This window comes from Nonomuraea sp. NPDC003727 (assembly GCF_053586935.1).
The window spans coordinates 471,004-496,925 of the sequence record NZ_JBSFNE010000004.1; the positions used below are offsets into that span (position 1 = coordinate 471,004).

The 25,922-nt window shown below is 71.9% G+C and carries 26 protein-coding genes and 1 pseudogene; 13 read left to right on the plus strand and 14 right to left on the minus strand.

Annotated elements, in window-relative coordinates:
• Positions 1-56 precede the first annotated feature (56 nt).
• Positions 57-980 (minus strand): anion permease, encoded by a 924-nt coding sequence (locus ACWDLG_RS13850; RefSeq protein ID WP_449919574.1) that lies wholly within the window; start codon positions 978-980, stop codon positions 57-59.
• 264 nt (positions 981-1,244) lie between these two features.
• Between ACWDLG_RS13850 and ACWDLG_RS13855 the strand changes: the two genes are divergently transcribed.
• The 6 genes and pseudogenes from ACWDLG_RS13855 (at position 1,245) to purU (ending at position 5,730) form a co-directional block, all read left to right on the plus strand.
• Positions 1,245-2,333 (plus strand): pyridoxal-phosphate-dependent aminotransferase family protein, encoded by a 1,089-nt coding sequence (locus ACWDLG_RS13855; protein ID WP_449919577.1) that lies wholly within the window; start codon positions 1,245-1,247, stop codon positions 2,331-2,333.
• Between the two features lie 6 nt (positions 2,334-2,339).
• Positions 2,340-3,248, plus strand: a complete 909-nt coding sequence (locus ACWDLG_RS13860; protein ID WP_449919580.1) for a LysR family transcriptional regulator — start codon at positions 2,340-2,342, stop codon at positions 3,246-3,248.
• A pseudogene (locus tag ACWDLG_RS13865) lies at positions 3,221-3,775 on the plus strand (NAD(P)/FAD-dependent oxidoreductase); the annotation flags it as partial. The gene ACWDLG_RS13860 and the pseudogene ACWDLG_RS13865, both read left to right, overlap by 28 nt.
• Before the next feature lie 82 nt (positions 3,776-3,857).
• Positions 3,858-4,778 carry a hypothetical protein gene (locus ACWDLG_RS13870; protein ID WP_449919583.1) on the plus strand — a complete coding sequence of 307 codons (921 nt, stop codon included), beginning with the start codon at positions 3,858-3,860 and terminating at the stop codon, positions 4,776-4,778.
• Entirely contained in the window at positions 4,697-4,885 is a 189-nt protein-coding gene (locus ACWDLG_RS13875; protein WP_449919735.1) for a glycine cleavage T C-terminal barrel domain-containing protein, read from the plus strand. Before ACWDLG_RS13870 ends, ACWDLG_RS13875 begins: the two co-directional genes overlap by 82 nt.
• A complete protein-coding gene (purU, locus tag ACWDLG_RS13880; RefSeq protein ID WP_449919584.1) occupies positions 4,882-5,730 on the plus strand; it encodes a formyltetrahydrofolate deformylase in 849 nt (282 codons plus the stop codon). The genes ACWDLG_RS13875 and purU overlap by 4 nt, the downstream gene beginning before the upstream one ends.
• A gap of 109 nt (positions 5,731-5,839) precedes the next feature.
• Here purU and ACWDLG_RS13885 read toward each other — a convergent pair whose 3' ends face one another.
• The 3 genes from ACWDLG_RS13885 to ACWDLG_RS13895 all read right to left on the minus strand — a co-directional run bounded on the left by ACWDLG_RS13885 (position 5,840) and on the right by ACWDLG_RS13895 (position 9,106).
• A complete protein-coding gene (locus ACWDLG_RS13885; RefSeq protein ID WP_449919586.1) occupies positions 5,840-6,172 on the minus strand; it encodes a VOC family protein in 333 nt (110 codons plus the stop codon).
• On the minus strand, positions 6,169-6,996 hold the full coding sequence (locus ACWDLG_RS13890; protein ID WP_449919588.1) for a helix-turn-helix domain-containing protein: 828 nt from the start codon (positions 6,994-6,996) through the stop codon (positions 6,169-6,171). Before ACWDLG_RS13890 ends, ACWDLG_RS13885 begins: the two co-directional genes overlap by 4 nt.
• Positions 6,997-7,069: 73 nt before the next feature.
• Positions 7,070-9,106: a prolyl oligopeptidase family serine peptidase gene (locus tag ACWDLG_RS13895; RefSeq protein ID WP_449919590.1), complete on the minus strand. Its 2,037-nt coding sequence runs from the start codon at positions 9,104-9,106 to the stop codon at positions 7,070-7,072.
• A 254-nt stretch (positions 9,107-9,360) separates the two neighbouring features.
• Between ACWDLG_RS13895 and ACWDLG_RS13900 the strand changes: the two genes are divergently transcribed.
• Positions 9,361-9,870 (plus strand): HNH endonuclease, encoded by a 510-nt coding sequence (locus tag ACWDLG_RS13900; RefSeq protein ID WP_354914927.1) that lies wholly within the window; start codon positions 9,361-9,363, stop codon positions 9,868-9,870.
• 18 nt (positions 9,871-9,888) lie between these two features.
• Here the strand turns inward: ACWDLG_RS13900 and ACWDLG_RS13905 are convergent, their stop codons facing one another.
• The 3 genes from ACWDLG_RS13905 to ACWDLG_RS13915 are packed head-to-tail and all read right to left on the minus strand — an operon-like array spanning position 9,889 to position 11,983.
• Positions 9,889-10,248 carry a DUF5130 family protein gene (locus ACWDLG_RS13905; protein WP_449919593.1) on the minus strand — a complete coding sequence of 120 codons (360 nt, stop codon included), beginning with the start codon at positions 10,246-10,248 and terminating at the stop codon, positions 9,889-9,891.
• A gap of 5 nt (positions 10,249-10,253) precedes the next feature.
• Positions 10,254-10,541: a hypothetical protein gene (locus ACWDLG_RS13910; RefSeq protein WP_449919596.1), complete on the minus strand. Its 288-nt coding sequence runs from the start codon at positions 10,539-10,541 to the stop codon at positions 10,254-10,256.
• 41 nt (positions 10,542-10,582) lie between these two features.
• A complete protein-coding gene (locus ACWDLG_RS13915) occupies positions 10,583-11,983 on the minus strand; it encodes an amidase (RefSeq protein ID WP_449919599.1) in 1,401 nt (466 codons plus the stop codon).
• Positions 11,984-12,177: 194 nt separating this feature from the next.
• Between ACWDLG_RS13915 and ACWDLG_RS13920 the strand changes: the two genes are divergently transcribed.
• Together ACWDLG_RS13920 and ilvD are read left to right on the plus strand one after the other, a co-directional pair.
• Entirely contained in the window at positions 12,178-12,954 is a 777-nt protein-coding gene (locus tag ACWDLG_RS13920) for a nuclease-related domain-containing protein (protein WP_449919602.1), read from the plus strand.
• 144 nt (positions 12,955-13,098) lie between these two features.
• A complete protein-coding gene (ilvD, locus tag ACWDLG_RS13925) occupies positions 13,099-14,937 on the plus strand; it encodes a dihydroxy-acid dehydratase (protein ID WP_449919605.1) in 1,839 nt (612 codons plus the stop codon).
• Positions 14,938-15,295: 358 nt separating this feature from the next.
• On the opposite strand, the gene ACWDLG_RS13930 is transcribed toward ilvD, so the two are convergent.
• Positions 15,296-15,400, minus strand: coding sequence for a hypothetical protein (locus ACWDLG_RS13930; RefSeq protein WP_449919608.1), 105 nt, complete (start codon positions 15,398-15,400; stop codon positions 15,296-15,298).
• A 69-nt stretch (positions 15,401-15,469) separates the two neighbouring features.
• Here ACWDLG_RS13930 and ACWDLG_RS13935 point away from each other — a divergent pair, with 69 nt between their 5' ends.
• From ACWDLG_RS13935 to ACWDLG_RS13945, 3 genes are all read left to right on the plus strand, one after another.
• Positions 15,470-15,955: a helix-turn-helix transcriptional regulator gene (locus tag ACWDLG_RS13935; protein ID WP_354914909.1), complete on the plus strand. Its 486-nt coding sequence runs from the start codon at positions 15,470-15,472 to the stop codon at positions 15,953-15,955.
• 247 nt (positions 15,956-16,202) lie between these two features.
• Entirely contained in the window at positions 16,203-16,802 is a 600-nt protein-coding gene (locus tag ACWDLG_RS13940) for a GNAT family N-acetyltransferase (RefSeq protein ID WP_449919736.1), read from the plus strand.
• 120 nt (positions 16,803-16,922) lie between these two features.
• Positions 16,923-17,852: a serine hydrolase gene (locus ACWDLG_RS13945; RefSeq protein WP_449919611.1), complete on the plus strand. Its 930-nt coding sequence runs from the start codon at positions 16,923-16,925 to the stop codon at positions 17,850-17,852.
• 27 nt (positions 17,853-17,879) lie between these two features.
• Here ACWDLG_RS13945 and ACWDLG_RS13950 read toward each other — a convergent pair whose 3' ends face one another.
• From ACWDLG_RS13950 to ACWDLG_RS13970, 5 genes are all read right to left on the minus strand, one after another.
• A complete protein-coding gene (locus tag ACWDLG_RS13950; RefSeq protein WP_354914905.1) occupies positions 17,880-18,083 on the minus strand; it encodes an FmdB family zinc ribbon protein in 204 nt (67 codons plus the stop codon).
• 4 nt (positions 18,084-18,087) lie between these two features.
• Positions 18,088-18,912 (minus strand): GNAT family N-acetyltransferase, encoded by an 825-nt coding sequence (locus tag ACWDLG_RS13955; RefSeq protein WP_449919614.1) that lies wholly within the window; start codon positions 18,910-18,912, stop codon positions 18,088-18,090.
• A gap of 9 nt (positions 18,913-18,921) precedes the next feature.
• Positions 18,922-19,884, minus strand: coding sequence for a hypothetical protein (locus ACWDLG_RS13960; RefSeq protein WP_449919617.1), 963 nt, complete (start codon positions 19,882-19,884; stop codon positions 18,922-18,924).
• A gap of 127 nt (positions 19,885-20,011) precedes the next feature.
• Positions 20,012-21,466, minus strand: coding sequence for a serine/threonine-protein kinase (locus tag ACWDLG_RS13965; RefSeq protein WP_449919619.1), 1,455 nt, complete (start codon positions 21,464-21,466; stop codon positions 20,012-20,014).
• 190 nt (positions 21,467-21,656) lie between these two features.
• Positions 21,657-22,178, minus strand: a complete 522-nt coding sequence (locus ACWDLG_RS13970; protein ID WP_449919622.1) for a MarR family winged helix-turn-helix transcriptional regulator — start codon at positions 22,176-22,178, stop codon at positions 21,657-21,659.
• 115 nt (positions 22,179-22,293) lie between these two features.
• On the opposite strand from ACWDLG_RS13970, the gene ACWDLG_RS13975 reads away from it, so the two are divergent.
• Positions 22,294-23,169 (plus strand): NAD-dependent epimerase/dehydratase family protein, encoded by an 876-nt coding sequence (locus ACWDLG_RS13975; RefSeq protein WP_449919625.1) that lies wholly within the window; start codon positions 22,294-22,296, stop codon positions 23,167-23,169.
• A 106-nt stretch (positions 23,170-23,275) separates the two neighbouring features.
• Here ACWDLG_RS13975 and pepN read toward each other — a convergent pair whose 3' ends face one another.
• The gene (pepN, locus tag ACWDLG_RS13980; protein ID WP_449919628.1) at positions 23,276-25,846 is read right to left on the minus strand and encodes an aminopeptidase N; all 2,571 of its coding nucleotides are present in this window, start codon (positions 25,844-25,846) and stop codon (positions 23,276-23,278) included.
• Between the last annotated feature and the right edge of the window lie 76 nt (positions 25,847-25,922).

The following is a 25,922-nucleotide window of genomic DNA, read 5'->3' on the forward strand; positions in this document are numbered from 1 at the left end:
TCGTGCCTTCTGTGCGGTTGCGCGGGCCCGTTCCTGGCCGGCCTCCTCTTCGCGCCTCATCCGAGCTCCCGCAGGGCGAGGGCCGTCAGAGCCGCCAGCAGTCCAGCCGCCGGCAAGGTGAGGATCCAGGCGAGCACGATCTTGACGGCCGCGTACCACCGCACCCTGCCGCTGCCCTGGGCGACGCCCGCGCCGATGAGTCCGCCCGCGATGGCCTGGGTCATGCTCACCGGCATCCCGGCCGCCGCGCACCCGATCACCGTCGCGCCGGACGCCAGTTCGGCCGTCACCCCGTGCAACGGCCGGGACACGATGATCTCCCGGCTGAGCGTACGGCCCGCCTTGGGCATGCCGTACACGGTCCCGAGGCCGAACAGCAGCGCGGCGGTGAACGAGACGGACGGCCCCGAGGTGCCCAGGGCGATCAGGAAGACGGCCAGCATCTTCTGCCCGTCGTTGGCCGCGTAGGCGACGCACTGCAGGAGGAAGCCCGCCCAGTGCCACCGGCGCAGGCCCCGGGCGTCGGTCAGGAGGACGAGCAGCCGGATCACGACCCAGCCGGCCAGCGCTCCGGCGAAGGGCGCCAGCATCCCGACGGCGAGCACGAGCGCCACGGAAGCCGCCGACACCTGGAGCCCGGCACCGAGGCCGGCGCCGGTGAGGCCGCCGACGATGGCGAGGGTCAGGCTGGTGGGCTGCCCGTAGTGGCTGAGCGCCAGGACGACCGCGATGGCCGACAGCACGGCGACGATCATGGCGCGGGAGGCGTCCGGGCCTTCGAAGGAGGCGAGCCGGGTGGCGAAGGTCTGCGCCACGTGCTGGGACACCAGCGGCACCGCGCCGGTCAGCAGGACCAGGGTGAGGACGCCGACGACGGGCCGGACGGCGGGGAGCTTGAGCCCGGTGGCCAGCAGCGCGCCGCCGTCGTTCATCCCCGACACGACGGCGAACAGGCCGGCGACCACGACCTCCAGGGGCATGCGCTTCACCCAATCCGACGGGCGAAGGGATCACAAGCCCGTCATTCATGATGTCCGATATAGACGCTGTCACGGGTCATGGTCGTGTCGCCGGCGAGTCGAAGGCTCCCCAGATCACCGACGCGCGGAACACCTGGGCGCGGGGTGGCGAGGGGGCCGCCCGGCGTCGTCCGCCTATGAGGGTCATAGCGAAATCCTGCCTGGTCGCAGGCTGGGCACCCGGCTAGCGTCCATTACGCCCGATATCTCCAGAAGATCGAGTGGATGATGGACGAAGAGCTCATTCTGCTGAATCCCGGACCAGCCTGTACGTCCCAGCGGGTCAAGGACGCCCTGCTGCGCGGAGACCTGTGCCACCGCGAGCCGGAGTTCACCGAGCTGCTGTTCAGGATCCGCGAGGCGCTGCCCCGCTGCCTGAACCTCGGCGGCACCCACGAGGCCGTCCTGGTCACCGGTTCGGGGACGGCCGCCATGGAGATGGCGGTGATCAGCTCCGTGCGGGAGGACCGCGCGGTGCTCGTCGTCAACAACGGCGTGTACGGCGACCGCATGATCAAGATCGCCCGCGCGCACGGCATCGCCGTCCACGAGGTCAGGAGCGACTGGACGGTCCCGGCCGACCCGGAGGCGGTGCGGCGCGCGCTCGCCGCGCACGACGACATCGACGCGGTGGTCTGCGTCCACCACGAGACCACGACCGGCCTCATCAACCCGATCAGGGAGATCGGCGAGGTCGTCGCGGGTTCGGGAGCGCTGTTCGTGATCGACGCGATCTCCGGCACCGCGATCGAGGACCAGGACCTCGCGGACGTGCGCGTCGACGTGGTCTGCGGCACCGCCAACAAGGGTCTGCACGGCCTGCCGGGCATGGCGTTCATCCTGTGCAGCCCGGCCTCGGTCGCCAGGATCCACGAGGTTCCCGAGCGCAGCCTCTACCTCGACGCGGCCGGCTATCTGAAGAACGACGTGCCGTTCACGCCTGCCGTCCAGGTCTGCTACGCCCTGGACGAGGCGATCGAGGAGTACGAGGCGCAGGGCGGGTTCGCGGCGCGGACCAAGCTGTACCGCGAGCGGGCGGCGCTGGTGCGCGGGCAGTTCGAACGGCTGGGCCTGAAGATCCTCGTCGATGAACGTTTCAGGTCCAACACCGTGACGATGCTTCACCTGCCGGACGGTGTGACGTACCAGGCGCTTCACGACGAGCTCAAGAAGCGCGGCTACGTTGTCTACGCAGGTCAGGGGCGACTGTCGGACGATTTCTTCCGCATCTGCACGATGGGGGAGATCCCCTGGCACCGGCTCGAGCAGCTCGAAACGGCGCTCGGCGAGTCGATCGAGGCAGCAAGGGGTTAACAAGGCATGCAGCTCAACCTGCACCGGCTGTGGATCTTCATGACGGTGGTGGAGTGCGGTGGTTTCTCGGCCGCGGCGCAGAAGCTCTACCTGAGCCAGCCGTCGGTGTCGCACCAGGTCAGGCAGCTTGAGCAGGCGTTGCGCGTCACGCTGATCGACCGCAGCGGCGCGCGGATCAGGCTCACGCCCGAGGGCGAGGTCATGCTGGAGTACGCCAGGCGCGTCTTCCTGCTCGCCGACGAGGCGGTGGCCGCCATCCGGCAGGTGTCGGGGCTGCAGGCCGGCAAGCTGGTCGCCGGCGGCACCACCACGGTCGGCACCTACCTGCTGCCGCCGCTGCTGGCCGCCTTCCGCGACCGCCATCCGGGCATCGAGATCGGCATCCGGGTCGGCAACGGCCAGCAGGTCGAGCGCGGGCTGGTGGACGGCGAGATCGGCGTCGCCGTCCTGGCCGGCCAGCCTTCGGCGCCGCAGCTGGTCAGCGAGCCGATCCTGGAGGACAGGCTCGTCGTGATCACCGAACCGGGCCACCACCTGTCCAGGAGCGGTACGGCGGAGCCGGCCGCGTTGGCCGAGGAGCTCTTCCTCATCCGCGAGCCCGGCTCGTCCACGCGTGAGCTGCAGGAACAGGCGATGGAAACGTGGGGCCTCGACAAGCGGACAGAGATCTGGGGCCCCGAGACGATCAAGCAGGCGGTCGCCGCGGGGCTCGGCGTCTCGCTGGTGTCGGAGCACTGCGTGGAGCAGGAGCTCGCCGACGGGCGGCTGGCCGCGGTGGAGGTCACTCCCGCGCCCAGGCCCCGCCCGATCGTGCTGGCCCACCGCCGCGACCGGCTGCTGGGCCCCGCCGAACAGGCTTTCATCGCCATGCTGCGCTCGGTGCGCACATGGCCCAGGTTGAGGAGCGTTTCTTGAGGAGCCGGGCGCAGGTCGTCATCGTCGGCGGTGGCATCGTCGGCTGCAGCGTGGCCTACCATCTGGCCGAGCTCGGCTGGAGCGACGTCGTCGTGCTGGAGCAGGGTCAGCTGTCGTGCGGCACCACCTGGCACGCGGCCGGCCTGGTCGGGCAGCTGCGCAGTACCGAGAGCATGACCAGGCTGATCAGGTACAGCACCGACCTGTACGCCCGCCTGGAGAGGGAGACGGGGTTCGGCACCGGCTGGAAGCGCTGCGGCAGCGTCAGCGTCGCCCGCACCCCCGAGCGGATGACCCAGCTCAGAAGGACGGCGGCGCAGGCCCGCGCCTACGGCATCGCCGCCGAGGTCGTCACCGCCAGGGAGGCGGGCGAGCTGTGGCCGGTCATGCGCACCGACGACCTGGTCGGCGGCGTGTGGCTGCCGGGCGACGGCAAGGCGAACCCCTCCGACCTCACCCAGGCCCTGGCCCGCGGAGCCCAGCGGCGCGGCGTGGAGGTCGTCGAACGCGCCAGGGTCACCGGCACCGCCGTCAGGGACGGGCGGGTGCGCGGCGTGGAGACCGCCACACCACCTGCTGGCCGCGTCGGGCGCCTGCTTCGGCGCCAAGATGGGCTGGGAGCGGGTCAACTACTTCGGGCCGGCCGCGCCGTACACCTTCGGCAGGCCGGGATGGCAGGAGACGGTCGACGCGGAGGTCGGCGCCTGCAGGAGCGAGGCGGCGCTGTTCGACCAGACGTCGTTCGCCAAGTTCACGCTGAAGGGTCCAGAGGCCACCGCGGCGCTGCAGTGGCTGTGCACGGCGGACGTCGACGTGGAGGTCGGCCGGGTCGTCTACACGGGCATGCTCAACGACAGGGGCGGCTACGAGAGCGACCTGACGGTGACCAGGGTGTCGGCCGACGAGTACCTCATCGTCACGGGGTCGGCGCAGGCCACGCGCGACTTCGACCACATCTCCAGGGGCATCGGCGAGCGCCGGGCGGTCCTGGTGGACGTCACCAGCGCCTACGCCGTCTTCGGCCTCATGGGGCCCGAGTCCAGGAACATCCTGCGCACGGTGTCGAAGGCGGAACTGGGGGAGTTCGGCACCTCGCGGCTGATCGACCTCGGCCACGCCACCGTCCGGGCCAGCCGCGTCACCTACGTCGGCGAGCTGGGCTGGGAGCTCTACGTGCCGGCCGAGTTCGCGGTCACCGTCTACGAGAGGCTGCTCGCGACGGGCGTCAGGCAGGCAGGCCACTACGCGATCGAGGCCATGCGCCTGGAGAAGGGCTACCGGGCGTGGGGCCGCGAGCTCGGCCCCGACGTCACCCCGGCCGCGGCGGGCCTGCTGTTCACCTGCAAGAAGAGCGCCCCCTTCGGGGCATGGACCGGATCCACGACGCGCGCGGGACGATCGTGTCGATCACCACGGAGGCGCACCTGTGGGGAGGTGAATCCCTGCTCGTGGACGGCGAGCCGGTCGGCTACGTCACCTCCGCCGCCCACGGTCCCACCATCGGCAGGACCGTGGCGCTCGGCTTCGTGACCGGCACACCGGCCATGGCCGAGGTGGACTGCGCGGGAGAGAGGTACCCTGCCCAGATCAGCCGCAAGGCGCCCTACGATCCCACCTCCGCGAGAGTCAAGGTATGAACGCCGAGTACGTCCTGACGTTGTCCTGCCCCGACCGCCCCGGGGTGGTCGCCGCCGTGTCTGGTCTGCTGGCCAGAAGCGGCTGCAACATCACCGAGAGCCAGCAGTTCGGCGACCAGGCCGCCGCGCGGTTCTTCATGCGGGTGCAGTTCAGGGCGGGCCTGCCGCACGACGAGCTGAGCGCCGCCTTCGCCACGCTGGCGCCCGAGTGGGGCATGGAGTTCAAGCTGCGCGACCTCTCGGTGAAGCCGCGGGTGCTCATCCTGGTCAGCAGGTTCGGCCACTGCCTGAACGACCTGCTCTACCGGGTCCGCTCGGGGCTGCTCGACATCGAGATCGTCGCCGTCGCCTCCAACCATCCCGACCTGCGGCCGCTCACCCAGTCGTACGGGATCGACTACCACCACCTGCCGGTCACCCCGGAGACCAAGCCGAAGCAGGAGGCGGAGATCCTCGCGCTGGTCGAGCACTACCAGGTGGAGCTGGTGGTGCTCGCCCGCTACATGCAGGTGCTGTCGGCCGACCTGTGCGAGAAGCTGGCCGGCCGGGCGATCAACATCCACCACTCGTTCCTGCCGTCGTTCAAGGGCGCCAAGCCGTACCACCAGGCGCACGACCGCGGGGTGAAGCTGATCGGCGCGACCGCCCACTACGTCACGTCCGACCTGGACGAGGGGCCGATCATCGAGCAGGAGGTGGCGCGCGTCAACCACAGCCACACGCCGGACGACCTGGTCGCCATGGGCCGGGACGTCGAGTGCGTCGCGCTGGCGCGCGCCGTCCGGTGGCACGCCGAGCAGCGGGTGCTGCTCGACGGCCACAAGACCATCGTCTTCCCCCGCTGATCCCTCCCGTACGGCAGGCCGGGCCACGGCCACCGTCCCTCACCGGTGGCCGCCCGTCCGTCACGCGTGCTCCAGCGGGACTCCGGCGGGCCGTGCGGACGAGGCGAGGTCAGGGCCGATAGGTGCCGAAGAACCAGAGGTTGCCCTCGGGGTCCTTGCACGCGTACTCCCTGGACCCGTAGGGCTGGTCCGTCAGCTCCATGGTGACGACGGCGCCCGCGGCCACCGCCTTGTCGTGGTGCGCGTCGGGGTCGTCGACGGCGACGTAGACGCCCGGACCGCCGGGCGTGCCCCGCCCGAGCATGATGATGTCGTCGCCGACCAGGATCTCGGCGTGGTCCTTCATCACCTCGTGCGGCTCGAACCCGAAGGCCGCGGTCAGGAAGCCGACGGCGGCCTGGACGTCCTGGTAGCGGGCGAGCGCGAAAACGGTTCTCGTCATGAGAACGAGTCTGTGCCCGCGCCCGCCGGGTGTCTTGGACGAATCTGACCGGGCGTGGCGCCGGCCATCGCGCGGAACTCCCGGTTCATGTGGGGCTGGTCGTAGAAGCCGCACGCCGCCGCCACGCGGGCGAGGTCGGCTCCCGAGCGGAGCAGGCTCATCGCCCGCTCGAAGCGGATCACCCTGGCCGCCGCCTTCGGGGTCAGGCCCACGTGGTCGCGGAAGCGGGCCACGAGGTGGCGGTGGCTCCAGCCGAGCGATCCCGCCAGCCCTGTGACGCCGGCCGTTCCCGACGACTCGACCAGGCGATCCCACGCCCACACCACGCGGGGGTCGGGCGGCGGGGCGGCCAGGATGCGGGCCCGCAGCAGCGCCTCGGCGGCCGCGAGACGGCCGGGCCACGAGGCGAGCTCGCCGAGCCTTTCGACCGCCGCGGGACCCCACGCGGGCAGCAGGTCGTCGATCGGCACCACGAGGTTCGCCAGCCCGCTCATCGGCACGCCGAACAGGCGGCGCGCCCCGAACGGGGTGAGCAGGACCTCCACGCCCTCCGTCGGCGCGGTCATCCTGGTCACGGTGTAGCGGTCGCCGAGGCCGCCCACGAACGAGGTGAGGCGCGCGCCGTCGACCTCCATGGCGGCGCCGAAGGCGAGGATCAGCACCACGCCGGGCGTCGCCACCTCGGTGCGGGTCACCGGATGGTCGTAGCGTTCGCTGTAGGCCCACATCCGCGTGACGTAGGGGCGCAGGGCGGGGCCGGGTGTGCGCTCGATCGCGGTGAGACCCGGCACCGCCGGGGCGCGGCCGGCCGCCGTCCCGTCCATGCCCCGACCATACCCGGCCGTCCCGGCGTTCGCCCTTCCCCCGGAGGCGCGGGGCCCCCGGGGGAAGAGACCGTCAGAGGCCGGTGTGGCGGGCCAGGAAGGTCAGCTGGTCGGCGGCCAGGTCGACGGTCCTGCTCACCGACCGGGCGCCGTGCCCCACCTCGGTCTCGTTGCGCAGCAGGATCGGCGCGTCACCCGCCTGGGCCTGCTGCAGCGCCGCGCACATCTTCCACGCGTGCAGCGGGTGCACCCTGGTGTCGGACTGGAAGACGGTGAACAGCGTCGCCGGGTAGGTGACGCCCTCGCGCACGTGGTGGTAGGGCGAGTAGGCCCACAGCCAGGGGAACTCCGCCGGATCCTCGGCCGAGCCGTACTCGACGTTCCACGTCGCGCCGAGCCCGAACAGCTCGTAGCGGATCATGTCGAGCAGCGGCGCCGAGCACGCCACGGCCGCGTAGAGGTCGGGCCGCTGGGTGAGGGCGGCGCCGACCAGCAGGCCGCCGTTGGACCCGCCCGAGATGGCCAGCTGCGCGGAGGTGGTGACGCCCGTGGCGATCAGGTGCTCGGCGGCGGCGTGGAAGTCGTCGAAGACGTTCTGCTTGTTGGCGAGCATGCCGGCGCGGTGCCAGTCCTCGCCCTCCTCACCGCCGCCGCGCAGACCCGCGATCGCGTAGACGCCGCCCGCCTCGACCCAGGTCAGGATGGAGGCGGAGTAGCCGGGCGTCATCGAGATGCCGAAGCCGCCGTAGCCGTTCAGGATCGTCGGGCGCGGCCCCTCGCGGTCGACCGGCTCGATCACCAGCATGTGGACCTCGGTGCCGTCCTTGGACCGGTAGACCACCTGCGAGGTCTTGACCGGCGGCACCTCGACCGCGCCGGGGGAGGCGGCCCACAACGTGGTCTCGCCGGTGCGGGCGTCGTAGCGCTGGATGGTCGGCGGCGTGGTGTTGTCGGTGTAGCCGAACCACGCCTCGTGGCCGCCCTCGGGCCGCTCGGAGATCCCGCCGATCGTGCCGAGGCCGGGGGTGGGCACCTCGCCGATCCGCTCGCCGCTCGCCAGGTCGTGCACGGTGATCTCGCTGATCGCGTGACGGGTCCAGCCGACCAGCATGACCGGCCGCTCGAGGTCGTCGAGGATGGCGAAGTCGGTCAGCACCGCCTCGGGGTCCTCGGGGATGAGGTCGGTCCAGACCGACGGGGCGGCCGGGTCGGCGACGCAGACCCGCGCGCGCGGCGCGTCGCGGTCGGTGTGGACGTACAGGCGCCCGTCGCGGCCGAAGACCAGCCCGGTCTGGGCGTCGACGCCCTCCTGGACCACGGTCAGCTGGGGCCGCTCGGCGGGGGAGGCGGTCAGGTCGGCCACCCACAGGTCGTTGCGCGGCGCCGTGCCCTCGGCGGCGGAGATCTGCAGCCAGCGGCCGTCGCGGGAGACCGACACGCCGTAGTAGTTGGTCATCTTCATGCCGTCGCCGAAGATCATCACGTCGTCCTCCGTGGAGGTGCCGACGCGGTGCAGGTAGACGCGGCGGTGGAACTGCGACTCGCCCTCGGGCACCTCGGTGCTCGGCAGGCGGCGCACGTAGTAGAACGCCTCGCCGCCGGGCAGCCAGGCGACGGGGGAGTAGCGGCACCGGTCGATCGGGCCCTCGACCCGCCGGCCCGTCGCCACGTCGACGATGTAGAGCGAGGACTCCTCGTCGCCGCCGACCGAGATCTGGTACGCCAGCAGGCGCCCCTCCTTGTCGGGCTGCACCGCGTCGAGCGTGGTCAGCCCCGAGGAGTCGATGGCCATCGGGTCGATGAGCGCGCGCTCGGTGCCGTCGGCGTCGACGGCGTAGTAGACGGCGTGCTCCTGGTCAGGTGTGCGCCGGGAGAAGAAGTGGCGCTCGCCCCGCCACACGGGCACGCCCACCGAGCCGGACCGGAGCAGCTCGGCGATGCGCTCCTTGAACCGCTGCGGCTGGACCTGCGACCGGAACAGTTCCTCCTGCGCCAGCAGCCAGCCCTTCACCTCCGGATCGTCGGAGTCCTCGAGCCATCGGTAGGGGTCGGGCACGGGCGTGCCGTGCAGGTTCTCGACGACGTCGTCTCGGCGAGCTGCTGGGTACATGTCTGAACCCTACCTGTGACGCGTAAAGCCCGAGTAGACCGGGCATATATGACATCGCGCGTCCCTTTGGTCATCAGTAATGGGTGGCGGGGGCATGCCGTAAACGCCAGACTTGGTGAAGGACGGTGCCGTGGTGACCATCCGTTGGACCGTCCGGCGGAGGTCCACGTGACGGAAGCGACCGGGTCCCAGGAGGGACCGCCAACAGGGGTCATGGCCCCTCTGATACCCCTGCGTCGGGGGGTGGCCCCCTGATGCGCCAAGTACTCCTGCTCAACGCCACCTACGAGCCACTGACCACGCTGTCGCTGCACCGAGCAGTCGTGCTGGTGCTGAGGGAGAAGGCCGACGTCGTCCACCGTGACGGCAGGGGAGCGGTGCTGCGCTCCGCCACCTGTACGGTGGACGTCCCGTCGGTGATCAGGCTCCGAAGATATGTCCGTATTCCCTACCGGTCTCGCATCCCCCTGACGCGGGCGGCGCTCATGCGTCGTGACGACTTCCGCTGCGCCTACTGCGGGCAGCGGGCCGAGACCATCGACCACGTCATCCCCCGTTCGCGGGGCGGCACCCACACGTGGGAGAACTGCGTCGCCTCGTGCATGCCGTGCAACCACAGGAAGGCCGACAAGTTCCTGGAGGAGCTGGGGTGGACGCTGCGCGTCGCCCCCGCGGTGCCAAGGGGCGCCCACTGGCGGCTCATCGGCGCCCAGCTCGTCGGCGATCCCCAATGGGCGCCCTACCTGTCCGAGACGGCGGCCTAGCGGCGGCGCGCCGCCGGCTCAGCGTCGCGTGGCCTGCTCGGCCAGGGTGTTGATCCCGTAGAGCAGGCCACCGGCGAGGTCGCCGGCGCTGAAGGCGGTGGCCATCGACATGGCGGCCAGCCTGCACGCCCCGTCGGACAGCCGCCGCCTGGCGTTCTCGCCCGTGACGATCTCCAGGCCGCGGCCCTCGGGGTCGACGAGGATTAGCACAGCGTCAGGCGACTCCTCACCCATCGCGGCGTGCAGGCGCTCGGCGAAGTGGCGCCTGCCGTCCGCGGAGGCGCCGAGGAAGGCGCTGAAGCGCAGCCCGCTGCGCCGTTCGGCGTGCTGCAAAGCCGTGCGGACGTCGTCGGCCTGGGCGGGGGTGAGCGTGCGCATCGCCGTCACCACCCCGCCGAGGCGCCGCCGACGCCTCTGGCCGGCTCGGCGGTCTCGGCCTCGCCCACCCAGTCGACCTCGGGCGCGGGGGCCCAGTGGGCCCTGCGGTCGGCGAGCACCAGCCCCGAGGTGCTGACCCCGTGCTCGCTGTGCCCGGGGCCGCCCAGCCACACGACGCCGGGGGACTCCTCCTTGGCCGTCCTGGACGGCAGCATGACCACCAGGCTGATCAGCAGAAACAGCCCGAGCGAGGTTCCGACGAGGAAACCGAAGATCTCCAGCGCGCTGTCCACACCTCGACGGTAAACCCGCCGCGACGCGCGGACCAGCCCCGTCACCAGACGGGCGGTCTCCGCCTGCCCCAGAAGCCGCCCCGGGCCGCCTCGACCTGCGCCGACAGCGAGATCAGCGTGCCCTCGCCGCCCACCCGTCCCGCCAGCATGACGCCGATCGGCAGGCCGTCGGCGTTCCAGTGCAGCGGGAGGTTGACGGCGGGCTGCCCGCTCACGTTGTAGACCGGCGGGAAGGGGGCGAAGCGCTTCATCCGCTCGAAGGTCTCCTCCGGGTCGCCGCCGTCCTCGAACCAGCCGACGGGGACGGGCGGCTGCGTGACCGTGGGCGTGAGCACCGCGTCGTAGGGGTCGGTCGCCATCAGCGCCATGCGCGTGGCCAGCTGCAGCGACGACTGCGCCTGCAGGAACGCGGGCGCCGGTACGGCGAAGCCGCGCTCGCGCAGCCACGCCGTCAGCGGGCGCAGCAGGTCCTGCCGGTCGAGCGCGACCGGGTGCATGCAGGCGAAGGTGAACCACATCGTGACGAACTGCGGTACCAGGTCGGGCCCGAACGGCGAGGCGATGTCGACGATCTCGTGCCCGAGACCCTCCAGGGTCTTGCTCGCCGCCTCGTAGGCGGCCAGCACGTCGGGGTGCACCTCGGCCCCCTCCACGACGGGAGTCGCGTAGCGCGCGATCCGCAGGCGGCCGGGCTCCATGGCCGCGCACTCGAGGAAGGTGCCCTCGTGCGGCGGGGCGAGGTAGAGGTCACCTGGGTTGTTGTGCGCCATCACGTCCAGCAGCGCCGCGGCGTCGGCCACGGTCCTGGCGATCGGCCCGTTGGTCGACAGCCCCGCCAGGTCCGGGATGATCGGGGCGAAGCTGATGCGGCCCCGCGTCGGCTTGATGCCGAACAGGCCGCAGACCGACGAGGGGATCCTGATCGACCCCGCGCCGTCGCTGCCGTGCGCGGCGGGCGCCAGCCCCGCCGCCACCGCGGCCGCCGCGCCGCCGCTCGACCCGCCCGCCGAGCGTGACAGGTCCCACGGGGTACGGCTGGGCGGCGACACGGCGGTCTCGGTGTAGCACGGCAGGCCGAACTCGGGCGTCGCGGTCTTGCCCAGCATGACGGTGCCGGCGTCGCGCAGCCGCTCCACGACCGTGTCGTCGACGGGCGCGACGAAGTCCTCGTAGGTCGCCGAACCGAACCTGATCGGCACGTCCTTGACCAGGTTGAGATCCTTGATCGGGATCGGCACGCCGTACAGGGGGCCGTGCGGCTCGGTGAGCGCGCGCGCCTGGGCGAGCGCGCGCTCGGCCGTCACCGTGACATAGGCGCCGACCTGCGGGTCGATCCGCTCGATGCGCTCGAGGTAGTGTTCAACGATCTCAACTGGTGAGATTTCCCGGCGCCTGACGGCTTCCGCCTGCTCACGAGCGGTGAGATCATGTATGTGCGCCACGAACCGCAGAGTAGGCTGAGTTGTCTAGAGAAGAAAAGAGGTAGATACCCCGAATTCCGGTGGTAAACGCGGTGACGTGGGCCATAAAACTATGGACGCGCCAGCAGTAGGCACCGGCCGGGCCCTCGGCTACCGTTTGTAGCGTGGACTCCGCTAAGCAGCGCGAAGACGGTAACACTACGTCACCGATCTGGGTGAGTGACAGGCCTGCCGACGACGAGGGCACCGCCGCCGACCACTCCACACCCACCTCAACGTACGCGCCGGTCGAGCGCGCTTCCCTGCTCAGCCTGCTCCAGCAGCCCCGATTCCGGCATCTGGGCGTCCGCGTCCTGATCGCCGTGGCCGCCGGCGTGGTGGTGGGCTTCCTCGCCGCCGACGTGCGCGTGGGCATCACCGCGGCCGTCCTCGCCGCGATCGCCGACACGGTCTACCGCGCCAGGTCGCACTCCACGGTGCCCGCGTGGCGGCGCTCCTCGGTCGCCGAGCGCAGGACCGAGGCGCAGCTGAAGCGGCTGGAGCGCAGCGGCTACCGCACCCTCCACGCCAGGGCGATCCCCGGCAGCGAGGCGCAGATCGACCATCTGGTCATCGGCCCGACGGGCGTCTACGCGGTCGACTCGGAGAAGTGGGACAAGCGCCTGCCGGTGCGCGTGCAGATGGGCAAGAAGCTCTTCCACGGGCCCTTCGACATGAAGCCGCGCCTCACCGAGGCCAAGTGGGAGGCGACGCAGGCCAGCGAGCTGATCAGCAAGTCCTACGGCCGTGAGGTCACGGTCGTGGCGTCGCTGGCGATCTACGGCCCGCCCGTCCCCTGGAAGATCATGACGATCCGCGACGTGGACGTCTACGAGGGCGGCCGGGCGCGCAAGTGGATCACCAAGCGGGAGCGCGCCCTCACCGACGAGGAGATCGAGCGGCTGTACCAGATCGCCGCCCAGGTGCTGCCGCCCCGCTACGGCGAGGGCTAGCGGGGCCGGCTGGAGCAAAGCCGCCGCACGCCGTGCGGCGGCTTTCGCATGGGCGGGTGGCTGTCCGGCCCGTGGACGCGCGTCTCAGTCACCGAGCGAGGGTCGTACCATGTGAAGACTCGCTAGTCGATGGGAGAAGCGCACATGCCCGCCCTCAGGTCTCGTACGGTCACGCACGGCAGGAACATGGTCGGCGCCCGGGCCCTGCTCCGGGCGACCGGTGTAGCCGGCAGCGACTTCGGCAAGCCCATCATCGCGGTGGCCAACAGCTTCACCCAGTTCGTGCCGGGTCACGTGCACCTGCGCGAGGTCGGCGAGGTCGTCGCCGGCGCGATCAGGGAGGCGGGGGCGATCCCGCGCGAGTTCAACACGATCGCCGTCGACGACGGCATCGCCATGGGCCACGGCGGCATGCTCTACTCCCTGCCCAGCCGGGAGCTGATCGCCGACGCCGTGGAGTACATGGTGAACGCGCACTGCGCCGACGCCCTGATCTGCGTCTCCAACTGCGACAAGATCACGCCCGGCATGCTGCTGGCCGCCTTCAGGCTGAACATTCCGACGATCTTCGTCTCCGGCGGGCCGATGGAGGCGGGCAAGACGCCCGGCCGCAAGCTCGACCTGGTCGACCCGATGATCGCCGCGGCCGACGCGTCCGTCTCCGACGAGGAGCTCCTGGAGATGGAGGAGAACGCCTGCCCGACCTGCGGCTCCTGCTCGGGCATGTTCACCGCCAACTCCATGAACTGCCTGGCCGAGGCGATGGGCCTGGCGCTCCCCGGCAACGGCACCATCCTGGCCACGCACAAGGCGCGCAAGAGGCTCTTCGAGGACGCCGGTCGCCGCGTGGTCGAACTCGCCAAGCGCTACTACGACGGCGACGACGAGACGGTGCTGCCGCGCGCGATCGCCACCAAGGACTCCTTCGAGAACGCCATGGCTCTCGACGTGGCCATGGGCGGCTCCACCAACACGATCCTGCACATCCTGGCGGCCGCCCGCGAGGCCCAGGTCGACTTCGGGCTCAAGGAGATCAACGAGATCTCCCTGCGGGTGCCGTGCCTGTGCAAGGTCGCCCCGGCCACGAACAAGTACCACATCGAGGACGTCCACCGGGCCGGCGGCATCCCCGGCATCCTGGGGCAGCTCGACCGGGCGGGCCTGCTCCACCGCGACGTGCACACCGTCAACGGCGGCACGCTCGGCGAGGTCATCGCCGCCTGGGACCCCGCCTCGGAGACCGTGCTGCCCGAGGCCGTCGAGCTGTGGCACGCCGCGCCGGGCAACGTCCGCACCGTCAAGCCCTACTCCCAGGACAACCGCTGGGACTCCCTCGACCTCGACCGCGCCGAGGGCTGCATCCGCGACCGGGAGCACGCCTACAGCAAGGACGGCGGCCTGGCCGTCCTCTACGGCAACATCTCCCGCGACGGCGCCGTGGTGAAGACCGCGGGCGTCGACGAGTCGATCTGGAGGTTCACCGGACCGGCCGTGGTGTTCGAGTCGCAGGAGGATGCCGTCGAAGGCATCCTCGGCGGCAGGGTCAAGGAGGGCGACGTGGTCGTCATCCGCTACGAGGGCCCGAAGGGCGGCCCCGGCATGCAGGAGATGCTGTACCCGACCTCCTTCCTCAAGGGCAAGGGGCTCGGCAAGGCGTGCGCGCTGGTCACCGACGGGCGTTTCTCCGGCGGCACCTCGGGCCTGTCCATCGGCCACGCCTCCCCGGAGGCGGCGGAGGGCGGCGCGATCGCGCTGGTGGAAGACGGCGACCTCATCGAGATCGACATCCCCAACCGGCTCCTGGAGCTGCGGGTGCCGGAGGCCGAGCTGGCCCAGCGGCGCGAGCGGCTGCTGGCCGACCTGGGCGGCTACCGTCCGCGCGAGCGTCAGCGGCCGGTGAGCGTGGCGCTGCAGGCCTACGCCGCGATGACGACGTCCGCCTCGACGGGCGCCTCCCGGGACCTGTCCCAGCTGTCGCGCTGACACGCCTCCCGAGCGGCCCGCGCCTTCTCGTGGTCGTCGTGACACCTCCGGATGAGGGGAACGCGGTGGGCCACCGCCGCCCGCCGAACTCCCAGTCGTGGACCGCGATGTCGGCGTAGCGGTCCACGGCCAGGACGGCGCGTGCCGCATCCGGGTCCGGCGCCCGGACCAGCAGCGCCGTACCCAGCCAGGTGGTGCCGTCGTCGGACAGCGGCGGCCCGTACGCGATCAGCTCGTCCCGGTCGGGCGGCGGGACGAGGTCGGCAGCGTGCCCGGAGCCGAGGCCCAGCACCAGGTACCGGTTGCCGCCGTCCCGGCCGCCGGGGAAGTCCCACATGGTGCGCCCCAGCACGTTGCGTCAGCGGCGCAACACCACGTCCCGGTACACACCGGCCTGGTAGTCGGGCTCGTCGAAGACGAACGCGCGCGCCGTGGCGGCATCCGGCAGGTCGACGATGTGCACGCTTCATCCGGATGCCGATAGCCGTACACTCTTTCGAAAATTGTCGGTGCCGTCCCGTACTCTCGGGGTATGACGACAGTCGTGAAGTCCTCCACGCGACCCCTGACGACCGCCGAGATCGCCGCCCTCGCCCTCTCCCTGGCGCACCTGGGATCGGGCCCGCAGGCCGTCACCGCGCGCCGCGGCCTGCGTCACGCGTTCGAGCACCTGGAGCTCGACGACGACGTCATCGCCACCACCCTCGCGACGCTCACCGATCCGCTGCCCGTGGAGGTGGCCTCCCGAGCCAGGGTGATCGCCGAGGCGATCACCAGCAGGCTCGTCATCCGCATCCACTACCGCGACGCCGGGGGCCACGTCACGATCCGTGACGTCGACCCGGTGACCTGCCTGGTCCACCGCGAATACTGGTACCTGGTCGGCGTGTGCCGGCTGCGTCGCGGGATCAGGGCGTTCCGGTTCGACCGCATCATCGCGGTGGAGCCGACGCTGACCCCCGCCCGGCCGCACCTGGCCGAACGATTCCTGCCGTTCCAGCGGCGCAAGGCCGCCTGACCCTGTCCCCCGCCCCACGGCGGCGGGGGACGCCGTCCCACCGCGGTCTCCCGTCCCACGGCGGCGGGGGACGCCATCCCGCCGCGGTCTCCCGTCCCACGGCGGCGGGGGACGCCATCCCGCCGCGGTCTCCCGGCCCCTCCCGGGGCGGGAGGCCGCGGCGCCCGGTTTCCCCGTGTCGAAGGGGGGCGGGGGCCGCCGCGCGCTTCGTGTCCTCGCCGCGAACCGCGATACCGTTCCCCGTGTGATGCGGAGCGACGGGGCCGAGACGTTCCTGACCGATGAGCGGCTGGGTTCCTGCCGCGTGACCTTGTGTCCGATCACCGGCGACGACCAACGCGAGTTCCTCGACCTGGTCCACGCCAGCGCCGACCTGCACCGGCCGTGGATGGCACTGCCCACCACGCCGCAGGAGTTCCAGACCTATCTGCGGCGGTTCGACGACCCGTCGGCCGCCGAGGGACTGCTGGTCCGCGTGCGGGACACCGGCGCCGTCGCGGGAACCGTCAACATCAACAGCATCATCCGCGGACGCTTCCAGTGCGGCTCCCTCGGCTACGCGGCCTTCGCTCCCTCCGCCGGCCAGGGATACATGTCCGACGGGCTCGGCCTGGTGCTGCGGTACGCGTTCGAGCACCTGCGACTCCACCGGCTGGAGGCCAACATCCAGCCGGACAACCAGGCTTCCCTGAAGCTCGTCCGGCGGCTCGGCTTCCGCATGGAGGGCTACTCGCCCGACCTGCTGTTCATCGACGGAGCCTGGCGCGACCACGAGCGGTGGGCCATCACCAGCACCATGACGGGCCATGCCCCCACCGGCCCGCACCCGACCCTGCCCCTCCGCTGACAACCCCCCGGCCTGAGGGCGGGACCCGCTCCGGTCCCACGCCGTCGCCGTCCGGGACCTTGGGCGGCCGTTGACCTTCGGCAGCCACTGGCCTTGCCGGACGGCTGGCAGGCTCCCTGCATGCGTTTACGGGGCATCGTGCTCGTCGCCGTGCCGGCGATCCTCGCCGGCGGGTGCGCGCACGCCGACGCCGCGCCGTCGGCTCCTGCGCATCGGGCGGCGGAGACCGCGCCCTCCGCCGCCGAGCGCGACGCCGCCGAGCGCGACGCCGCCGAGCGCGACGCCGCCGAGCGCGACGCGGCCGGGTCGGCGCTGCCCGAGCAGACGCGGCGCAGGCTGGACCGCTCGCTCACCGCCTACCTCGCCGGCCGCCCCGGCCGGTGCGCGGTGGCCGTCCATGACCGGACCACCGGCATCCGGTACGCCTTCCACGAGGACGAGCCGTTCCCGCTGGCCAGCGTCGTGAAGGTGGACATCCTGCTCGCTCTCCTGCTGCGCGCCCAGAGCCAGGCGCGCGAGCTGACGGCCCGGGAACGGCGGCACGCCGACCGGATGATCAGGCAGAGCGACAACGCCAGCGCCGAACGCCTGTACACCGCCATCGGCGGGCCGCGCGGCCTGGCCAGAGTCCTGTACGGGCTCGGCATCTCCCACACGATGCCCGGCTACAGCTGGGGCATGACCCTGAGCAGGCCGTCCGACCAGGTGAAGGTGCTCGACCGGCTGACCGGCCCGGCAGGACCGCTGGCGACCGGCCACCGCCGCTACGCCCTCGAGCTGATGTCGTCGGTCGTTCCCGCGCAGGCGTGGGGTGTCGGCGCGGCGGCGGGGCGGGGCCGGGTGGCGCTGAAGAACGGCTGGCTGCCCGTCGGCCTGCACGACGGCGGGTGGACCGTCAACAGCGTCGGCCGGCTCGCGCTGCCCGGCCACGACCTGCTCGTCGCGGTGCTGTCGGAGCGCAGCCCCGCCATGGACACGGGGGTCGAGACCGTCGAGCGGGTGGCCACGCTGGCCGTCCGCGCGTTCACGGGTGTCGAGTCGCCCGCATAGCACGCCCCGGCGGGCGGCCGAGAGCGGTCAGGAGCAGCAGCCGCCGCCGCAGCACCCGCCGCCGCCACCCGAGGGTGCGGTGGCGCCGCCGGTCACGGCGACCGTGGACAGCAGCTTGACCGTGTCGGTGTGGCCCTCGGGGCAGGCCGCGGGGTCGCCGGAGGCCGACATCGGGCGGGTGAGCTCGAACGTGGAACCGCAGGCGCGGCAGCGGAAGTCGTAACGCGGCATGGCTCTAGCGTACGGGGTCGAGCACGACGAAGGCGTAGTCGGACACCGGCTCGTAGCCGATGCTCTGGTAGATGGCGTTGCTGGTGGGGTTGCTCAGGTCGGTGAACAGCACGGTCATCGTGCACCGCTCGGCGAGCGCCACCTGGCTGGCGTAGGCGGTGACGGCGGAGCCGTACCCGCGGCGGCGGCTCGACGGTGGCGTGTAGACGGGCCCGATCCTGCACATTCCCGCCGCCTCCGGCGAGATGCCCGCGAACGAGACGGGCACGTCGCCGTCGATCCAGAGCAGCATGTCGCCCTGCTCGATGCGACGGTGGGTGCGCTCGGCCAGGTCGTCGCCGACGCGCAGGCCCGCCTCGACGGCGAAGGCCTCGTACCAGTTCACCACCAGGGGGAAGTCGCCCAGGGTGGCGCGGCGCCCGTGACCGGTCACCTCCGGGACGGCCAGCGTGCCGAGCCGGTAGAGCCTCTCGTTGCGGCGGGGGGCGCGCTCGGTGGCTCCGGAGGCGTCGAGGAAGGCGTCGACCAGGTCGGCGGGCCCGGACACCTCCGGCGTCTCGACGCCGCGTGCGCGCAGCTCCCGGGCCAGCGGCGGCACCGCGGCCAGCGGCATGCGCGCCAGGTAGAGGGGGTGCGGAGCGGTACGGAACATCGCCCCGCTGACCTCGCCGTCCTCGCTCCACCAGCCGAACAGGTGCCGATCGCCCCACATGCCCATGCGCGTCCCCGCCAGGACGGTGAGCGGAACGGTGTTGGCCGCCGGGTCCGCCTTCAGGAAGGCCTCGGCGTGCGCGGCGTACTCGGCGGCGTCAGACGAGAAGTTCCACATGATCGTGGATCATGCCAGATCGTCGCAGGCCCTGAGCAGGCCGGCCACGTGCGCGCTCACGTCGCGCAGGAGCGTGGACGGCTCCAGCGGTGTTCCCGCGATGGCGGAGACGAGCGACGGCAGCCCGGGGATCGGGAAGCCGTCGTCGACCAGCGCGCGGGCGCCCACCTCGTTCTTGTCCAGGGCCAGGCGGCTGCGCTCCCACGCGTCGAGCACCTCCTCCGGGGAGGGGACGCCGAAGCCGTGGCCGACGGGAGCGGCGTGGCGCAGCCGTACCAGCGGGGTCTCGGCGAACGCCAGCGCGGTGCGGGCCCGCACGTGCAGGTCCTCCTTCGCCTTCGGATCGATCCAGTCCATCGCCGAGCACGGGTTGCGGCAGGTGGCCACGCACACGGCCAGCGCGCCGGCCACCTGGCTGTGCTGCCGGTCGAAGTAGGCGCGCCAGCCCTCCGGCGGTTCGCCCGCCACCCGCAGCGTGCGGTTGGTGGCCGACTGCTCCGACTTGGTGTGGTCGCACTCCCTGTCGCCGATCACCCCGAACCTGCTGCCGGGCACGGTCAGCCCCTCCGGCCAGCGCGCGGGGTCGCCCGCGTGACCCAGCTGCGACTCGAAGGCCAGCAGCGGCAGGTACTCGCTGCTGATGTGCACGGCGGCGATCATCGGGCTCAGCTCGCGGCGGAACCACCTGATGGCGATGACCTCCAGCAGCAGGCCGTACGCGGGGCGCAGCGAGTCGAGCGCGCCCCTCGGCTGCTCGCGCGGGGTCTGCGGCATGTGGCAGTCGCGCGCCCTGCGGCGCAGATCGCTCGGTACGGCGGGCGCGCCCACCGCGAAGTCCTCGGCATCCAGCGAGAGCAGGCGCTGGCCGAACTCGCAGACCTCGGCGATCTCCTCGGTCGGGGCCAGCGCGCCGAGGTCGGCGAACGCGTAACGATTGGCCAGCGCGACGAGCAGATCACGAGTCGTTTCCACGTGATCACTCTCTCATGGGGTCGGCGGATGACAGGATCCCGAGGGTCGGGGACCCACGCCATCCACCCAACACCACCGCCGTGGCCGTCATCAAACCGGGCCCGGCCGCCGGTGTGCGGCGACGCCGTCAGGGGCAGGGCGCCTTGATGCACTGGATGTCGCCGCCCGGCCCGGTCTGCGGGTCCGGTGTGGGCGGGTCGACGGTCGGCTCGGTGGTGGGCTCCTGCGGCTCGGCGGGCTTCGTCGGCTCCTGCGTCGGCGCGGCGGTCGGCTCGCGGGTCGGCTCGGCGGGCGGCGTGACCGGCGGTGTGACGGGGACGCTCGGCACGGACGAGGGCGGTGGCGCGGTGGCCGCCTGGTCGGGGCTGGGCGTGGGCCTGACCTTGCCGCCGACCGGGGGCACCCGGCCGGGCTCCTGCTTGATCGGCACCCGGGCCTGGATCGTGCGTCCCCCGACCGGCTCGGCCACGGGCAGTTCCTGCCGCACCCCGCCCGCGGGGACCGGCTGCCGGAACCATGTCCACCCGACGGCCGCCACCGCGGCGGCGAGGGCGGCCAGGGTGGCGCCCGTTATCACCAGCGCCCGCCGGCGACCACGGCGCGGCCGGCCGGCGGGGAGCGTGCGGAGGTCGGCGCCGGGCTCGGCACCGGGCTCGGCATCGGGGACGGCGGCTCCCGGCGCCCCCGCGCCCGCGGGTGGCGCCGCGGGCTCGGCGTCCTGGCCCCGGCCGCTGACCGGGCTGAGGTCGTCCATCGGGTGGGCGGCGGCGTGCCTGGCGGCGGAGGCCATGTCGGTGGCGCAGGCCCAGCGCATGGCCGGGTCCTTCTCCAGCGCCCACATGACCAGCGCGCGCGACGCGGGAGGCACGTCGTCGGGCAGCGGCGGCACGGCGGCCCTGAGGTGCTTGAAGATGATCTGGACGGGGGTCTCGCCGTCGAAGGGCAGCCTGCCGGTCAGGCACTGGTAGGCCACCACGCCGAGGGCGTAGACGTCGACGGCGGGGGTGATGTCGCCCGCCGAGGCCTGCTCGGGAGCGCAGTAGCCGGCCGAGCACATCACGGTGCCGGTCGCGGTCAGCTGGCCGCCGGAGGCGGAGTGGGCGATGCCGAAGTCGGTGAGGGTGACGCTGCCGTCCGCCTTGATCATCAGGTTGGCGGGCTTGACGTCGCGGTGCACGATGCCGCGCTCGTGGGCCGCGGCCAGGGCGTCGGCCACCTCGGCGACCAGCCGCATGGTCTCGTCGGCCGTGAGCGCCGAGCGGCGCAGCAGCCGGTCGAGCGACTCGCCGTCGACGTACTCCATCACCAGGAAGCTCACCCGGCGCCCGTCGCCGAGCTCGCAGGTGCCGTAGTCGTAGACGTCGACCACGCCGGGGTGGGTGAGCGTGGCCATCGCCCTGGCCTCGTTCTGGAAGCGCTGGGCGAAGCGCGGGTCCTCCATGAGCGCCGGCAGGAGGACCTTCACCGCGACGGTACGGCCGAGCACGTCGTCGTCGGCACGCCAGACCTCGCCCATGCCGCCACCACCCAGCCTGGACAGCAGACGGTAGCGGCCGCTGAGTCTGGTCCCGGGTTCGAGCACCAGTCGAGGCTAACACCGCAGGTCCCGCGGCATCTGGGAAACGAGCGAGGGGGTGGGACGTCGCACCGGGAACGGACGCCGCATACCCCACCAGATGCCGTCGAACCAGAGCGGCGCCCTCCAAGGGGAAGGGCGCCGCTGCGGAGAGGCGGTGGTCAGAAGGAGTCGCCGGTGGGGGCGACGTGAGTGGTCAGCCGGTGGCGCGGCCCGTGTCGCCGAGGGAGACGAGCAGGCGGCGCAGCAGCACAGTCAGGTGGTCGCGGTCGGCCGCGGTCAGGCCGGACAGCAGGCGGTTCTCGTTGGCGATGTGGTGCTCGACGACCTCGTTGACCACGGCGAAACCCTGATCGGTCAGCGAGATCAGCACGCGGCGCCGGTGCGCGGGGTCGACCTCGCGGTGGACCAGGCCCTTGGCCACGAGGTGGTCGACCCGGTTGGTGAGGGCCGCGGAGCTCACCATCGCCGCCGCGCTCAGGTCGCCCGCGCAGAGCAGGTACGGCGGGCCGGAGCGCAGCAGCGTGGCCAGCACGTCGAACTCCCAGGGCTGCAGGCCGTGCTCCTCGAAGAGGTCCTTGACGCCGCGTTCGAGCAGCCGCGAGGCTCGTGACAGCCGCCCCACGACGCCTATGGGGGAGGCGTCGAGGTCGGGCCTGGCCTGCCGCCACTCCTGGATGATCACGTCCACCTCGTCCTCTGGGGCGCTCTCGCTCATGGCTCACATCCTTGTCGGGGTTTCCGCAGCCTAACATTTCCACATCGAAGCGTTTGACAGTGGCGAGGGTCGAGCCTTAAGTTTTCGACATCGAAATTTTTGATGGAGGTCTGACATGCGTGTTCTGATCATCGGTGCGAGCGGCTACCTGGGCACGGCCGTCTCCGAGCGGCTGGCGGAGCGGGGCCACGAGATCGTCGAGCTCACCCGCCCCACCTCCGTGGGGTCCGGGCGGGGGAACGAGCGCCGCGTCGGCGACATGACGGATCCCGCCTCGCTCACCGCGGCCGTGACGCCCGACATCGACGCTGTGATCAACCTGGCCGGACCCACCGGTGACGCCGCCGTCGACGCCGCCGCGATCACCGCCCTGACCGAGCCGCTGCGCGGTACCGGGCGGGCCTTCGTCTACACCAGCGGCGTGTGGGTGCTCGGCGCGACCGGGGCCGAGACCGCCGACGAGCGGACGCCGGTCAACCCGCTGCCGATCGTGGGCTACCGCCCGGACATCGAGCGCCAGGTGCTCGCGGCCGCGGCCGACGGCGTACGCGCCAGCGTGATCCGCCCCGGCATCGTGCACGGCCGCGGCGGCGGCATCCCCGCCCTGCTGGTGAGCCTCGCCGCCAAGCACGGCGCGCCCAGGTTCGTCGGCGACGAGTCGGTGCGCTGGCCGATGGTGCACGTCGACGACCTCGCCGACCTGTTCGCGCTGGTGGTCGAGAAGGCGGACCCCGGGACGCTCTGGCATGGCGTGACCGAGAACGCGGTGCCCGTCACGGATCTGGCCGCCGCCGCGGGACGCGCGGCCGGGCTCGCCGCCGCGCCCGAGAGCTGGCCGCTGGAGCAGGCCGGTGCGGAGCTCGGCCGGCTGTTCGCCGACGCCCTGGCGCTCGACCAGTCCGTCGCCGGTCAGGCCGCCCGTGACACGCTGGGCTGGACGCCCGAGCGCCCCGGCGCGGTCGCCGACATCCAGGACGGCTCCTACCGCTGACCCCGCCCGTGAAACGCGACCGGGCGCCCCTCGAGAGCCGAGGGGCGCCCGTCACATCGGCGGGTGCCTCATGTCAGCCGCCCCGCAGGGGCGGCCGCGCGGCCGGTCAGCCGCGCGCGGAGGCGTCCTTGGCGCGGGCCCGCAGGGCGCGGCTCACGCCGTCGGCACCCTCCATGACCATCCTGCGCAGCGCCTGGGGAGCGCCGGACGAGGCGAGGTAGTCGTCGGCCGCCTGGACCGTCCCCTGCTCGATCAGCAGCGAGGGGAAGCACCCCACGGAGAAGCTCTGCGCCATGTCGAACGTCCACTCGTCGTAGATCCGCCCGACCTCGGCGAAGTACTTCTCCTTGTACGGCGCGAGCAACTCCACGTGGTGCGGGTCCTGGAACCCGGCGATCGTCGTCCTGAAGATCGCGTTGGCCAGCTTGCCGCCGGTGATCGCCGCCCACGCCTCCGCCTTGGCCTCGGCGGTCGGGATGGCCGCCTTGCACAGGGCGGCCGAGCGCTCGCCCGAGGCGGTGGCGTCGCGCTGCAGCTCCGCCTCGATGTCGGCCGCGCCGAGCACGCCGCCGCTGACCAGCGCGTGCGTCAGCGTCCAGCGCAGGTCGGCGTCGACGGCCAGGCCCTCGGGCACCGACGTGCCGTCCAGGATGCCCTTGACGAAGACCAGGTCCTCGCTCGAGGTGGCCACCGCGCAGAAGGCGTTGACGTAGGCGAGCTGGTGGTCGGAACCGGCCTCGGCCGAGGCGATCCACGACTTCAGCGCCGCGGCGAGCTGGGCCAGGCCCTCGGCCTGCCAGGCCGGGTCGGCGTACTGCTGCACGGCCTGGCGGGCCTGGCGCAGCACGGTCTGCACGACCGTGATGTCCTTGACGGTCGAGATGCCGGAGATGACCAGCTTGACGTAGTCGCGGGTGGCCATCTCGGCGTCACGCGTCATGTCCCAGGCCGCCGACCAGCACAGCGCGCGCGGCAGCGACTCGGTGAAGCGCGTGATGCCACCGTCGACCAGCGTGGCCAGGGAGCGCTCGTCGAGCCGCACCTTGGCGTAGGTGAGGTCGTCGTCGTTGACGAGCACCAGGTCGGGCTGGACCTCGCCGACCAGCTCGGCGACGGCCGTGCGCGCGCCGACCACGTCGAGCTCGACCCGCCTGGTCCTGGTCAGCTCGCCGTCGACCAGGGAGTACAGGCCGATCGCGACGCGGTGCGACCGCAGCGTCGGGTACTCGGCCGGCGCCTCCTGCAGCACCTCGAAGCGGGTGAAGCGGCCCTCGGCGTCCACCTCGAACGAGGGGCGCAGCGTGTTGACCCAGGAGGTCTCCAGCCACTCCTTCGACCACGACGACAGGTCGCGGCCGCTGGTCCGCTCCAGCGCGGTGAGCAGGTCCTTGAGCTCGGTGTTGCCCCAGGCGTGCTCGGAGAAGTAGTCGCGGACGCCGGCCAGGAAGTTGTCGAGGCCGACGTAGGCCACCAGCTGCTTGAGCACCGAGGCGCCCTTGGCGTAGGTGATGCCGTCGAAGTTGACCTCGACCGCCTGCATGTCGGGGATGTCGGCGGCGATCGGGTGGGTGGAGGGCAGCTGGTCCTGGCGGTAGGCCCAGGCCTTCTCCACGTTCGCGAACGTGGTCCACGCGCCGTTGCCCCAGCGGGTGGCCTCCGACTGGCACAGCACGGAGGCGTAGGTGGCGAACGACTCGTTCAGCCACAGGTCGTCCCACCAGCGCATGGTGACCAGGTCGCCGAACCACATGTGCGCCATCTCGTGCAGGATCGTCTCCGCGCGGCGCTCGATGATGGCGTCGGTGACGCGGGAGCGGAAGACGTAGTCCTCCAGGAAGGTCACGCAGCCGGCGTTCTCCATCGCGCCCGCGTTGAACTCCGGGACGAACAGCTGGTCGTACTTGCCGAACGGGTAGCGGACGCCGAAGACCTTGTGGAAGAAGTCGAAGCCCTGACGGGTGACCTCGAAGATGTTGTCCGGGTCGAGGTGCTCGGCCAGCGAGGCGCGGCAGTAGATGCCCAGCGGGATGCCGTCGTGCTCGGAGGTCACCTTGTGGTAGCCGCCGGCCACCAGTGCGGTGATGTAGGTGGAGATGCGCGCGGTGGGCGCGAAGTGATGGCGCCTGGCCGCCCGCATCGTGCCGTGGCGGCCCTTGTGCTCCTCCAGCTCCTCGACGGAGTCGGCGGCGCTGTTGGAGACGACCTCCCAGTCGGCCGGGGCCAGCACGGTCAGCTCGAAGGCCGCCTTCAGGTCGGGCTGGTCGAAGCAGGCGTACATGCGGTGCGCGTCGGCCGTCTCGAACTGCGTGTGCAGGTAGACCTTCTGGTCCACGGGGTCGACGAACCGGTGCAGACCCTCGCCCGTACGCATGTAGGCGCAGTCGGCGTCGATCGTCAGCTCGTTGTCGGCGGCCAAGCCGGACAGCGGGAAGCGTCCCTTGTCGGCGTCGTAGGCGGACACGTCGAGCGCCACGCCGTTGAGCTCGACCGAGCGCAGGTGGGCGCCGTGCAGGTCGATGAACGTCGTCGCGCCGGGTTCCGCGGCGGAGAAGCGAACGGTCGTGACGCTCTCGAACCGCTCCTCACCCTCCGTCAGGTCGAGTTTGACGTCGTACGACTCGACCTTCAACAGCCGGGCCCGCTCGCGAGCTTCGTCACGGGTCAGGTTGCCTGCCAAGATCCGCTCCTCTTCACCACATCTTTGGGGTTATGTCTGAATCCTGTCACGTCAGGAATAGTCCTGACTCTCACTC